The sequence below is a fragment of the Deinococcus arboris genome, from assembly GCF_009755355.1.
GTDB lineage: Bacteria > Deinococcota > Deinococci > Deinococcales > Deinococcaceae > Deinococcus > Deinococcus betulae.
Map to the genome: position 1 here is coordinate 56233 of NZ_WQLB01000011.1, position 12886 is coordinate 69118.

The 12886-nt window shown below is 68.8% G+C and carries 10 protein-coding genes; all 10 read left to right on the forward strand.

Going from position 1 to position 12886, the window contains the following annotated elements:
- Nucleotides 1-392: 392 nt before the first annotated feature.
- The 10 genes from GO986_RS10050 (at nucleotide 393) to GO986_RS10095 (ending at nucleotide 12843) form a co-directional block, all read left to right on the forward strand.
- On the forward strand, nucleotides 393-1304 hold the full coding sequence (locus GO986_RS10050) for an ABC transporter substrate-binding protein (RefSeq protein WP_157459161.1): 912 nt from the start codon (nucleotides 393-395) through the stop codon (nucleotides 1302-1304).
- Nucleotides 1301-1930 (forward strand): cob(I)yrinic acid a,c-diamide adenosyltransferase, encoded by a 630-nt coding sequence (gene cobO / locus GO986_RS10055; protein WP_439648707.1) that lies wholly within the window; start codon nucleotides 1301-1303, stop codon nucleotides 1928-1930. Before GO986_RS10050 ends, cobO begins: the two co-directional genes overlap by 4 nt.
- A 28-nt stretch (nucleotides 1931-1958) precedes the next feature.
- Nucleotides 1959-3305 (forward strand): cobyrinic acid a,c-diamide synthase CobB, encoded by a 1347-nt coding sequence (locus GO986_RS10060; protein WP_157459162.1) that lies wholly within the window; start codon nucleotides 1959-1961, stop codon nucleotides 3303-3305.
- The gene (locus GO986_RS10065) at nucleotides 3302-4213 is read left to right on the forward strand and encodes a CobD/CbiB family cobalamin biosynthesis protein (RefSeq protein WP_157459163.1); all 912 of its coding nucleotides are present in this window, start codon (nucleotides 3302-3304) and stop codon (nucleotides 4211-4213) included. Before GO986_RS10060 ends, GO986_RS10065 begins: the two co-directional genes overlap by 4 nt.
- Nucleotides 4210-5268 (forward strand): pyridoxal phosphate-dependent aminotransferase, encoded by a 1059-nt coding sequence (locus GO986_RS10070; RefSeq protein WP_369409283.1) that lies wholly within the window; start codon nucleotides 4210-4212, stop codon nucleotides 5266-5268. The genes GO986_RS10065 and GO986_RS10070 overlap by 4 nt, the downstream gene beginning before the upstream one ends.
- A 19-nt stretch (nucleotides 5269-5287) precedes the next feature.
- Complete coding sequence (locus GO986_RS10075; RefSeq protein ID WP_198170583.1) at nucleotides 5288-6694, forward strand: cobyric acid synthase; 1407 nt, start codon at nucleotides 5288-5290, stop codon at nucleotides 6692-6694.
- Nucleotides 6691-7227 carry a bifunctional adenosylcobinamide kinase/adenosylcobinamide-phosphate guanylyltransferase gene (cobU, locus tag GO986_RS10080; RefSeq protein WP_369409284.1) on the forward strand — a complete coding sequence of 179 codons (537 nt, stop codon included), beginning with the start codon at nucleotides 6691-6693 and terminating at the stop codon, nucleotides 7225-7227. Before GO986_RS10075 ends, cobU begins: the two co-directional genes overlap by 4 nt.
- Nucleotides 7228-7229: 2 nt before the next feature.
- The gene (gene cobT / locus GO986_RS10085) at nucleotides 7230-8318 is read left to right on the forward strand and encodes a nicotinate-nucleotide--dimethylbenzimidazole phosphoribosyltransferase (RefSeq protein WP_157459166.1); all 1089 of its coding nucleotides are present in this window, start codon (nucleotides 7230-7232) and stop codon (nucleotides 8316-8318) included.
- Between the two features lie 589 nt (nucleotides 8319-8907).
- Entirely contained in the window at nucleotides 8908-10038 is a 1131-nt protein-coding gene (locus GO986_RS23430) for a GGDEF domain-containing protein (RefSeq protein WP_198170578.1), read from the forward strand.
- Between the two features lie 525 nt (nucleotides 10039-10563).
- Entirely contained in the window at nucleotides 10564-12843 is a 2280-nt protein-coding gene (locus tag GO986_RS10095) for a putative bifunctional diguanylate cyclase/phosphodiesterase (RefSeq protein WP_157459168.1), read from the forward strand.
- Nucleotides 12844-12886: the final 43 nt, after the last annotated feature.

The window sequence follows — 12886 nt, forward strand, 5'->3', positions numbered from 1 at the left end:
GTGGAGGCGCAGACGGCGCCCTTCTGCGCTGTGCGGTCATGACGCAGAATCCGTACCACTCGGCTTGAACCGTCCTCGCAAGCGGTGGCCTCGGAATCCGTCTGATAGGCTCGGGGCACCTGAGCCAGGGGAAGTCCGGTGAAGGTCTGCTCTCCGAGCGGCCCAGTCCGGCGCTGTCGCGCAGCGGTAATCAGGTGCGGAATACAGTTCCCACCTGTCAGCCCGAATGCCTCTCAGGGACGTCTCGCCTCACGGCGGGGCACCTCTCGCTGTCAGAGGGCCGCAGTTACGCATGAACGCGACCTGCTTTCCGGCCCCAGGCCCTGGCGGGTTTTTCTGTTTCGTGCGCCCGCACAGGTGGCCTGTTTTCGCCCCGCACGCCGGAGCTTTTCATGCCCCACCCACGTTCCCTCGTCCCTACCCCTGCTCGCTGGAGCCTGAATCTGACGGCTGTGCTGGCCGCGGCAACCCTGTCGGGCGCGTCGGCCACCAGATACCCGCTGACGGTCACCGACGATCTGGGACGCGCGGTCACCCTGCGCGCCGAGCCCCGGCGAATCATCTCGATGCTGCCCAGCCACACCGAGACCCTGGAGGCCATCGGCGCCGCTGACAAGCTGATTGCAGTGGACCTCTACAGCAATGCCCCCAAGGCGCTCGTTGACCGCTTGCCCAAGGTGGGCAGCGCCTATCAGCCCAACCTTGAAGCCATCGCGGCCCTGAAACCCGACCTCGTCCTGGCCGACGAATCCAGCGGCTCGCGCCTGACCGAGAAACTGGCGGCGGCGGGCCTGACGGTCTACGGCGGCACCGCCCAGACCTACAAGGAAGTCTTCGAGAAGATCGCCACTCTGGGCAAACTCACCAACCGCGAGGTCAACGCCACCCGCCTGGTCACCCGCATGCGCAGTGACCTGAATGGCCTGCAACAATTGGTGATCGGCCGCCCCAAGGTCAGCACCTACTACGAGGTTGACCCCGCGCCCTATTCGGTGGGCCCCAACTCATTCATTGGAGCGCTCATCAGCCAGGCGGGCGGCCAGACCATCGTGCCCGCGCGGCTGGGCAACTTTCCTAAACTGGACCCGGAACTGATTGTCAAAAGTGATCCGCAGGTCATGGTAGGCCTAACCCTGGATGAAGCCCGCCGGCGCCCCGGCTGGAGCAGCCTGCGTGCAGTGTCCTCTGGTCAGGTGTTTAACCCCACGCCCGAAGAGCGCGACGCCCTGAGCCGCCCCGGCCCGAATCTGGTCACCGCGCTGCGCAGCCTGATTCGCTGGCTGCACCCTGAGGCGCTGAAATGATGGGCGACACCGTGCCCGGCGAGTCCACCCAGGAACGCCGCGAGCGGGCCATGCGCGAGCTGACCGAGCAGCGCGACGCTTACCGCAAGAAAGAGGGGGTGAGCAAGGGGCGGCGCGGCCTGATTATCGTGAACACCGGCAAGGGCAAGGGCAAGACCACCGCCGCGCTGGGCCTGATGATGCGGGCGCACGGCCGTGGCCTGCGCGTCAAGATGTTCCAGTTCCTGAAGCACGACACTGCAAAATTCGGGGAACACCGCACGTTGGACGCGCTCCAGCTGCCCTATCAGGGGCTGGGCGACGGCTGGACCTGGCGGTCACGCGACCTCGAGAACAGCGCGGAGCTGGCGGCGCACGGCTGGACCCTCGCCAAAGAAGCGGTGCTGTCGGGCGACTACGACCTGATCGTTCTGGACGAGTTCACCTATCCCCTGAAATACGGCTGGGTGGAGTGGACCGAGGTGGAAGCTGCGCTGCGGGCCCGCGACCCCCGGCTGCATGTGGTGATTACCGGCCGGGGCGCCCTGCCAGAGCTGGTAGCCCTGGCCGATACGGTGAGCGAGATTCAGCCGGTCAAGCATGCTTACGCCGCAGGGATTGGCGGGCAACTGGGCATCGAGTACTGATCGTGGGCTCGGCGACATGCAGGAACGCATGAGGCGGCTGGTGATTGCGGCGCCGCACTCTGGCAGTGGCAAAACCACCGTCACGGCGCTGCTGTGCCTGGCGCTGCGCGGACGCGGCCTCACGGTTCAGCCGTATAAATTTGGCCCCGACTACCTCGACCCAACCCACCTGAGCCGCGCGGCGGGATGGCAGGCGCGCAACCTCGATACGTTTCTGCTGTCACAGACGCGCATGAAAGCCCTGTTCCAGCGGTCAGCGGCGGGGGCCGACCTCGCGCTGATCGAGGGCGTGATGGGCCTGTACGACGGCCGTGACCCGAGCAGCGATGAACACAGCACGGCCGACCTGGCCAGTCAGCTGGACGCCCCAGTGGTGCTGGTGATTGACGCGGGCGGCATGGCGCGCACCGTGGCGGCCCTCGCGGCGGGCCTGCGCGACTTCCGGCCAGGGCTCCGGGTGGCGGGGGTCATCCTGAACCGGGTGGGTGGCGCCCGGCACGCCGAGCTGTGCGAGGTCGCCCTGGCGCAGGTGGGGCTGCCGGTCCTGGGTCATGTCTCCCGCGACGCGCATCTGGAGTTGCCCGCACGTCACCTGGGCCTCCTGAGTGCCGAGCAGGCCCACTGGGACGAGGCCGCCGCCCTGAGTGCTGCAGCCCACCTGCGGCTGGACGACCTGTGGGAAGCGGCCGATGTCAGCCCCAGCGGCGACGAGGGACACGCCAGCACGCCAGCCCTGACCTTTCCCACGCCGCGCGTCCGCATTGCCTACGCGCTGGACGAGGCCTTTCACTTTTACTACCCGGACGCGCTGGATGAACTGAGGCTGGCCGGCGCAGAATTGGTGCCATTTAGCCCCCTGCGGGACGCTGGCCTGCCGCCGGGCAGCTCGGGGCTGCTGCTGGGGGGCGGCTACCCCGAAGTCCACGCCGCCGGGCTGAGTGCCAACGCCGCCATGCGGCAGAGCGTGCGCGCTTTTGCCGGCGCTGGGTTTCCAGTCGTGGCGGAATGCGGCGGCCTGATGTACCTCGCCGAGCACCTGGAGACCGGAGGGGAGACGTGGCCGATGTGCGGGGTGGTGCCCTACCGCACCCGCATGGCGTCCTCGCTGACCCTGGGCTACCGTGACGCGCAGGCCCTGCAGGAGTCTCCGCTGTGCCCGGCCGGCGCGGGCGTGCGCGGCCACGAATTCCACTACTCGCACCTGACCCACCCGCCGACCCATCCCGCCTACCAGTTTGCTGGCCGGGGCGGCGAAGAGGTGACCGAGGGGTACGCGCGGGGCAACGTGCTCGCCAGTTACCTGCACCTGCATTACGCGGCGGACCCCGCCATGGCGCGGCGGTTGGTCCAGCGCTGCGCCGAGGCCGCGAGATGAGCCGCCGCGCGCTGCTGCTGGCCCTGACGCTTGACGTCCTGGGCGAGCCACCCGCCGCGCTGCATCCGGTCGTCTGGATGGGCCGCTTCCTGAAGCGGGCGCGCCGGACCTGGACGGCCACCACCCCACGGGGTCAGCTGGAGGAAGGCGCACGGTCCTGGCTGGGCGGCGCGCTGCTGACCGGCGCGGTGGCGACGCTGGGGAACGCGCTGCCCTGGCCGCTACAAGGGGCGCTCCTCAAGCCTCTGCTGGCGCGGAAGGCCCTGTTTGACGCGGCCCAGCAGGTGCAGCGCGCCCTCCAGGGCGGCGACCTGCCCGAAGCCCGGCGACTGCTGGCGTGGCACCTTGTCAGCCGGGAAACCAGCGGCCTCACGGCCAGCGAGGTGGCCGGGGCCTGTATCGAAAGCCTGGCCGAGAACCTGTCGGACAGTGTGGTGGCCCCCCTGCTGGCCTACCGCGTGGGCGGCCTGCCCCTGGCGGCGGTGTACCGCTATGCCAACACCGCCGACGCCATGTGGGGCTACCGCACGCCCGACCTGGAAGACGCCGGCAAGGCGGCGGCGCGGGCCGACGACCTGCTGAACCTCCTGCCGGCACGGCTGACGGCCCTGTGTGCCCTGGCGGCGGCTGGTGGGCGCGGCTGGCGCGTGTGGGCCGCCGACCGCCGCGCGCCCCTCAGTCCCAACGCCGGGCACCCCATGAGCGCCTTTGCCGGGGCGCTGGGCCTGCGCCTGGACAAACGGGATGCGGCGGGACAACCGCTGTATGTGCTGAACGGAGCGGGTCGCCCTCCGCACCACAGCGATATTGCCCGAGCCCTGGTGCTGGCGCGCGGCAGCCTGATGCTGGCCACGGCCGCGCTGCTGCTCTGGCCGTTACACCAACGCAGGCGCCCGGTGGCCCGGTGACCCGCCTGACCCCGGCGGCCCTGCCGCCGCTGCTGCCCCGCGCGGCGCACGGCGGCCCAGGGCAGGTGCCGTTCAGCGGGCTGGATTTCAGCGTCAACAGCAACCCGTTCGGCCCCAATCCTGCCCTGCTCCAGGCGGTCAGGGACGCCGACCGCACCCAGTATCCCGACCCCACCTACCACGCGGTGCGTGAGGCGCTGGCGGCCTGGCACGGCACCACGCCGGCGCAGGTGGCCCTCAGCACCGGGGCTTCCGACCTGCTTCACCGCTGCGTGCGGGCGCTGGTCCCCCCAGGGGCGGCGGTGCTGAGCCTGCACGCGCCATTCGGAGAGCTGGCGCGGGCGGTGGCGCTGGCGCGGTCCCCGCTGTCTGTGCTGGACGACCTGACCCGGCCGTGGCCAGCAGACACAGCGCTGCTCTATGTGGGGCAGCCGCACAATCCCACCGGGCGCATCCTGCCCGCTTCGGCCTGGCCTCTGGTGCTGCGCCGCGCCGAGGAGCAGGGCACCCTGATTGTGGTGGACGAAGCCTACGCCCCGTTCACAACACTGGACCCACCCCCCGCCCACCCACAGGTGCTCCGGCTGCTGTCCCCCGGCAAGGCGCATGGCCTGGTCGGCGCGCGCCCCGCCTACGCGCTGGCCAGCGCCGACCTGTGTGCCCGGCTCGACAACCTCGCCCCGGCGTGGCACCTGAGCGCTGGAACGGCCGCCCTGCTGGAACGGCTGCCGGGCGCCTCGGCCTTTCTGGACGAGACCCTGCCGCAGGTGCAGGCGGGCGCCGCCCAGTTGGCGGGCCAGCTGCGGGCTCTTGGCGAGGTCGAGCATCACGGCACGCCGTTTCTGACCCTCAGGGTAGGGGAGGCTGCGGCGGTCACCAGCCAGCTGTGGGCACGCGGCATCAAGGTCCGTGACTGCGCCAGCTATGGCCTGCCGGGCTGCATCCGGGTCAGCACCCGCCCGCCCGAGCAGAATGCGGCGCTGGTGGCGGCGCTCAGGGCCGTGCTGGCCCCGGCAGAGTCCTCGCAAGCGCTGGGAGGGGAGACACATGAGTAAACGTCCAGGCCGCGCGCTGATGGTGCAGGGCTGCACCAGCAATGCCGGAAAATCGTATCTGTGCGCGGCGCTGTGCCGCGCGCTGGCCAATGAGGGTTACCGGGTCGCGCCGTTCAAGGCCCAGAACATGAGCAACAACGCCGGGGTGACGCCGCACGGTCAGGCCGGGGGAGGGCTAGAGATGGGCCGCGCCCAGCTGGTCCAGGCCCGCGCCGCGCGGGTGGTGCCCGACGTGCGGATGAACCCGGTGCTGCTTAAGCCGGAAGCTGACACCCGCAGTCAGGTGGTGCTGCTTGGGCGGGTGGAGCCTGAAATCACCGCCCTGCCCTGGCGTGAGCGCAAGCCCCGCCTGTGGCCCTTCGTGCAGGAGGCACTTCACAGCCTGCTGGCCGAGTACGACGTGGTCGTCATTGAGGGGGCGGGCAGCCCCGCCGAAGTGAACCTGAGAAGCAGCGACATCGTGAATATGCGGGTGGCGCTTGAGGCCCAGGCCAGCGTGCTGCTGGCCGCCGACATTGACCGGGGCGGCGCGTTCGCGCATCTGCTGGGCACCTGGCACTGCCTGACCCCCGAGGAACGCACGCTCCTCAAGGGCTTCATCCTCAACCGCTTCCGGGGTGACGCCCGGCTGCTCGCGCCCGCGCCCGAGTGGCTCCAGGCGCAGACCGGCGTGCCCACCGTGGGCGTGGTGCCGTGGTTGCACATCCCGCTCCCCGAGGAAGATGGGGTGGCGCTGGACCGGTCTGGCGCGGCCCCGGACCCGTCCGCAGGCTTCGTGGCGATTGCCCGCCTGCCGCGCGTGTCCAATCTTGACGAGTTTGCGCCGCTGGGCGAGCGGGCGCGCTGGGTCTCCACTCCGGCCGAGCTGGAAGGAGCGCGGGCGGTCATTCTCCCTGGTAGCAAAAGCACGGCGGCCGACCTGCGCTGGCTGCGGGAAAGCGGGCTGGCGGCGGCCACCACGCGCCTCGCCGGGCAAGGGCTGCCCGTGTTTGGCGTGTGCGGGGGGCTTCAGATGCTCGGCCAGACCCTGAGCGATCCCCTGGGGGTAGAGGGCGGCGCGTCTGTACCGGGCCTGGGCCTGCTGGATCTCCACACTGACTTCGCTCTTGACAAGACCACCCTGAATACAGACATCACCGACCCCGAAACGGGCTACGCCCTGAGCGGCTACGAGATACACCACGGGCAGACCCGCAGCGGGCCGCAGGTGCAGGAATTGGTGCCTGGGCGGCTGTGGCGTCAGGGGAACGTGCGCGGCACCTACCTGCACGGCCTGCTGGAAAACCCGGCCTATCTGGAGCGCTTTCTCGGCTGGGCCGGGCTGCCTGCGCCGCGTGAACTCGACAGCCTTGACGCCCGCCTGGACGCTATCGCCGCGCAGATCAAAGCCAGCATGGATTGGGACGTTGTGCGGGGGCTTCTGTGACAGCGGCGGACGCGCGGCCAGGGCGCCTCCTCTTCGTGACAGGCGGCGCGCGCAGTGGCAAAAGCCGTTTTGCCGAAGGATTGGCGGCTGGGTCAGGTCTCCCCGTCACCTACCTGGCCACTGCTCAGGCCCTGGACAGCGAGATGGCCGACCGCATTGCCCGCCACCGCGCGGACCGCCCCGCCGGGTGGCTGACCGTCGAGGAGCCGGTGCACCTGACAGCAGCCCTTCATAGCGTTCAGACGCCCGTGGTGCTGCTCGACTGCCTGAGCCTGTGGGTCAGCAACTTGCTGCTGGCCGACTGGACCGAGGACCACCTGGCCAGCGCCACGGCGGACCTGCTGGACGCCGCCCTGAGCCGCCCCGGCCTGAGCATCGTGGTGACCAACGAGGTGGGCCTTGGGATCGTGCCCGACAATGCGCTGGCCCGGCGCTACCGCGATGTGTTGGGCCGCGCCAATCAGGCCTGCGCGGCCAGCAGTCATGAAGCCTGGCTGCTGGTCAGCGGCCTTCCCCTGAAACTGAGAGGTTGAGTATGAATGCTGATTCTTCCCACACCGCTGGCGCGCTGCGCGACCTGATTGACCACCTTCCCGACCCCTGCCCCGACTCTCTGGCGCGGGCCGCCGAACGCCAGGACCAGCTCACCAAGCCGCGCGGCGCCCTGGGCGACCTGGAAGCGCTGGCCATCCGGCTGGCCGGGGTATTTGGCACGGAGCGTCCGCACCCCCAGGGGGCCGCCGTCATCGTGGCCGCCGGCGACCACGGCGTGACCAGTGAAGGTGTGAGCGCCTATCCGCCAGAGGTGACCCCCGCCATGCTCGCCAATTTCCTGGCCGAAACGGAAGCTGGGCCGGGGGGCGCGGCCGTCAACGCCCTTGCCCGCGCCACTGGTACGCGCGTGTACGTCATGAACGCAGGCGTCAATGCCGATTTGCCGGACCATCCGGGCCTCATCCGGGCCGCCCTGCGGCGCGGCAGCCGCAACCTGCGGGTGGAAAGCGCCATGACCGAAGAGGAAACCCGGCAGCTGATTCTGGCCGGAGCGCGCGCCGCCCAGCAGGCCATTGAAGACGGCGCGGATTTCCTTATTCCCGGAGAGATGGGGATTGGCAACACCACACCCGCCGCCGCCATTACGGCCCGGATGCTGGGGGCTGCGCCGGAAGCTGTGACTGGGCGCGGGACGGGCGTGGACGACGAGCGCCTGAGTCATAAGGTGGCCGTGGTGCGCGCCGCCCTTGAGCGCAGCCCGGTGACGGACCCTCTGGCGGTGCTGACCGAATTTGGTGGCTACGAGATTGCCGCCATGCTCGGGATGATGCTGCAGGCCGCGCGTGAGCGGCGCGCCGTGATTCTGGACGGCTTTGTCGAGGGCAGCGCGGCCCTGATTGGCGTAGCGCTCAATTCGAACCTGCGCCACTTTCTTTTTCCGGCTGGCGAGTGCGCCGAACGTGGCCACCGCGCCCAGCTGGAGCACCTTGGTCTCAAACCCATGTTCAACCTGGGCCTGCGGCTCGGTGAGGGAACGGGCGGCGTGCTGGCCGTTCCTCTGCTGCGCGGCGCCGCCGCCACCCTGCGCGAGATGCGAACCTTCGAGGAGGCCGGTATTGCTGCGGGGTAGGTCTGGGGGGTTGATTGTTGAGTTTGAGCAGATCGGGGAATTCGGTGGGTAGCTGATTCAGCCCTTGAAATCTCGCTGGGTAAGATCGTTGGCCTGGGTCAGAGCTAGAGGTGCTGAGCTGAACGTCTCGCTGACGGCGCAGAGACGGCAGGAGCACGCCCTGGGTGAAGGGCATGAATTCTGCCTTCTTCGGAACAAGTGCCAACTCTGCGCCCGGCAGTGGCCATGCTCCCTCTCTCTGGAGCGTTACAGGGCCGTCTCGCTGAGGTGACCAGATTCACTCTGAGCGCCAGCGGTCCCCCTCAAGGCTGTTGGCGCCTCTGCCGCCTTCGGTCACTCCTTTCAGTCGCCTGAGAAGCGGTTGAGGGGATTGTCCTTTCAATCGTTCTGAACGCCACTTTCAGATGACCGAGGTCCCCCCTAATGGGTGCATCGGTCACTTTGCGCGCAGAAGACAGGACCAGCGTGTCAAAGTGACGCTTGACTTTCAGCTGTTCTCCGTTCTGCACCAGCGCCGATGTGGCTCCGGGGACACTGTTTTGCCGGTTGTTCCCCGCCGCCCGCCGCTTCCCGGAGTCACCTGCCTGCCGTGAATCTCGCCCTGCTGCATAGCCTCTTTGTCAACCTCAGCGTGCTGGTCACGTTTTCTTTTCTGCTGAGCCTGACCTACCGCGCCTGGCCGCCGCCGCCCGGCTGGCAGCTCAAGTCCCTGCGCCTGAGCCTGACCGTGCTGACCACCACCGTGCTGTATCTGATGGCCACGCCCGAAGCGTCGGGCGCCCGCATTGAGCTGAGTCTGGTGCCTGTGGCCCTGATGACGCTGCGGTATGGGGGCTGGCTGGGGGTGCTGGTGGGTCTGCCGTCGTCCCTGCTGCCGCTGGCTGGTCCGGCTCACGACGCCCTGCCCAGCGTCCTGAACTTGCTGGCGGTGGTGGGGCTGACCCACGCCCTGCGCTGGACCCTGAATATGGAAGATGCCAAGGGGTCTTTGCAGCGCTACGGCTGGGCGGTGGGCCTGATCTTTCTGCCTATCGAGTGGCCCCGGCTGCTGCTGGGCGACGCCGAGACCCTGATGCGCGTGTATCTGCCCGCACTGGCCTTTCACCTGGTGGGGTTCTGGCTGTGCGCCACCATGATTACCAGCCGTGTGGCCCTACTACAAAGCCGCGACCAGTTCCGGCTTCAGGCCCTGCAAGACGCGCTGTGCGGTCTGCCCAACCGCCGCCAGTTCGAGCTGGACCTCCCCCTGACCGAGCCCGGCGACGCCCTGCTCCTGATTGATCTGGACCATTTCAAGCGCGTGAACGATGAGTTCGGGCATCCGGTCGGCGATGAGGTGCTGGCGGCCGTCGGGCGCGTGCTGGCCGACACCCTGCGGGGCCGTGACCGCGCCTACCGCTACGGCGGCGAGGAATTCGCCGTGATTCTGCGGCGGGTGCCGGGTGACCAGCTGCCGCAGATTGCGGGGCGCCTGCGCGCGGCGGTGTCGGCCCTTCAGTTTGCGCCGCCGCTGGGGGGCGTGACCGTCTCGGTTGGTGGGGCGTCCTTTGGGCCGTGGTCCAGCACGCGTACGCTGTGGCAGGCCGACGAGGCGCTCTATCACGTGAAACAGTCGGGGCGCAACGGCGTGCGGATTGCGGCCCCCACCGCAGGGCTGCCGCCCGCCGAGGAGCTGGAGGCCTGGCTGCGTCAGTCGTCAGGAGCAGTGAGTGGGGAATAGATAGTGGCGAGCGCCTGCCGGGCCGTCCTGTTTGAAAATGAGCTTCAGGGATTTGCTACCCTCTGAACGCTGTGGTTGAGGGCTTTGTTGGAACCGGCCGTCCTCTTTAACGCTGTCTCACACGCTTTTTAAGCGTTGCCACTGAGGTCCAGCGCGGCTGACCTCACGACATGCTCGGTAGACAGCCGCCACACAGGAGTCGGCGGTAGCCCCCTTTTTGCAACGCTCGTTAAGATTGTCCCTCATTTGGCGGGCCCTTTCTGGTCTCACCATAAGGGTGTTCCCGTCCCTGTTCGCCAGCCTCTTCTTTCGCGTTGTCTTCCAATGCTGACGCCGGTCCTGGTCTGATTCAGCTGCCCAGCTCTATCCGTCTTTCCCGCGCCTTCCGGCGCCGCTGAACAGGATGGTGGCTTTCTTGTTCCGTTGCTTCCCGCCCAGGGCGACCGCCGTGGGTTCTGGCTTTTCAAACGCTCTGCGTTTCAGGCCCGTGAAGGGCGAGGCGCGCGCCGCTGGCGCCTCCCGGCTATGAGGTCACCTGGCCGCTCGGCTGCCCGGTCACTCCGGGTTCAGGTGCTGGGGCTGCTGGCGCTGCTGTTCGTGCCCGCTGCCCTGGCTTCACTGGTTCTGGTGCCCAATGTCGTCAGCGCCCGCTTTGCAGCCATTGAGCAGGAGCAATTGCGGCAGGCCACCCAGATTGCCAGCGCCAACTTGCAGGCTGAGGGGCGCCGGGTGGGGCTGTTTGTGCTGAATTTCAGCCTCTGGAGCGAAACCTTTGACTTCGCCGCTGGGCGGAATCCAGAGTACCTCGCCGCCAATCTGGTGCCGGGGACTTTCAAGGGTGGCCGGGTGGATTACTGGGGCATTCAGGACGCGGCGGGCCGTTTGCGCTCGGCCGCGACATTTGAAAGGGAGCGGGTGGTGCCGGCCACCGCGCTGGTCACGGCGCTGTTTGGGCAGTTGCCCCGGCCGCTGCCCGCCGAGGGCGCCGAGGGGGTGGCGCAGCTGGGGGGCCGGGCCTACGTGGTCGCCGCCCGGCCCATCACACGGGACGATGGAAGCGGCAACGGCGGCGCGATGCTGCTGGCCCGCGAACTGACGCCCGCCGTCCTGAGCGGCCTGATGTACGGCGAAACGGCCTTTCGGGTGCGGCTGACTGCCCAGCCGCCGGCCTCTCCTCAGTTGCGGCTGGAGGCGGCCGAGGGGGTGGCCCTCAGCGCCCTGCCAGCCCCCAAGGGCCCAGCCCAGCTGGCCTTGCAGGTGGCGGTGTCCCGCGCCGTGTCGCAGGCGGGACAGGCCACCATCGCGTACTTGCGCCTGGTGACGATTCTCACGGCGCTGCTGCTGGCGGCTGGCCTCCTGCTGTTTCTGAACCGGCGGGTGCTGGGCGTGCTGGAAGGCTATGGGCGCGACACCCAACGAATTGCAGGCGACCCCACGCACCGCCTGGCCAGCCATGACCGCACCGAGTTGGGGCTCCTGGCCGGGACCATCAACGAGCTGCTGGACCACCTGCAGACCCGTGAGGCGCAGCTGCGGGCCCGCGCCCACCACGACGACCTGACGGGCGCCCTAACCCCAGCCGGGCTGCTGGAAGAGCTGGGCGAGGTGCCCCACGCCCGCTGCATCCTGCTGGTCGAGGTCATGCGGCTGCAAGAACTCAGCGGCCTGTACGGCGACAGCTTTGTGGACACACTGCTGGCCGCCCTGGCCGACCGGATGCGGGCGGCCGGGCCGCAGTACCTGGTGGCGCGGCTGTCCACCACCACCCTGGCGCTGGTCTCGCGCGGGCCAAGCGACTTCAAGCCGGCGGCCCTGCTGGCCCGCCTGGCCCAGCCGTTTCCTGTACAGGACGGCGAGGTCTCGGTCAACTTCACGGCAGGCTATGCCGAGGCCCCGGACGCCCTGCCCGCGCCGGCCCTGCTGCGTCACGCGAACATTGCCCTTCAGCACGCGCTGGACGTGCACGAGCCACTGGGCCTGTTCACCGATGAACTGCTGCGGCGCAGCCAGGAAGCCCACCAGCTGGAAATGCAGCTGGCCGGTGCAGCGGCGCGCGGCGAGCTGTCGGTGGTGTACCAACCTGTGGCCGAAGTCGCCACGGGGCGCTGGAGTGCCATGGAGGCGCTGCTGCGCTGGACGCACCCCACGCTGGGGCCGGTGTCGCCCGCCACGTTTATTCCGCTGGCCGAACGCAGTGGCCAGATTTACGCGCTGGGCGACTGGGCGCTGCGCGCCGCTGTGCAGGAGGTGCAGGCGGTCCGTGCCCAGTGGCCCCAGGTGCGTGTCAATGTGAATGTCAGTCCGGTGCAGCTCCTGATGCCGGATTTTGCTGCCCACGTCCTCAGTACGCTGGACGACTTGAAGGCCCCCCCCGACATCCTGACTGTAGAGGTCACCGAGTCCACGGTCATGCAGAACCTCGACCTAGCCTGTGTTCACCTCGCCCGCCTGCGCAGCGCGGGCATTCGGGTGGCGCTGGACGATTTTGGCAGTGGGCATTCCAGCCTGTCGCTGCTCAGCGAACTTCCTCTGGATACCGTCAAACTGGACCGCTCTTTCCTGAGGGCCACCGCCGAGAACGCGGGGCGGCAAGCGCTGCTGCGCAGCACGGTGGGTCTGGCGCGCGACCTGGGGCTTCAGGTGGTGGCCGAGGGGGTCGAAGACCAGGCCATGCTCGACTGGCTGGGCAGCCTCTCGTGCGACTACGTTCAGGGCTACTACATCGCCCGGCCCCAGCCGCTGGCGACCCTGTTGCCGCAGCGGCCAGGGGCAGTGCGTGAGCACACTACCCACACCGCGCCATAGACAGGCGTCAGCCAGGGGCTTGAAAGAAAGCTGTGCGAAAGAG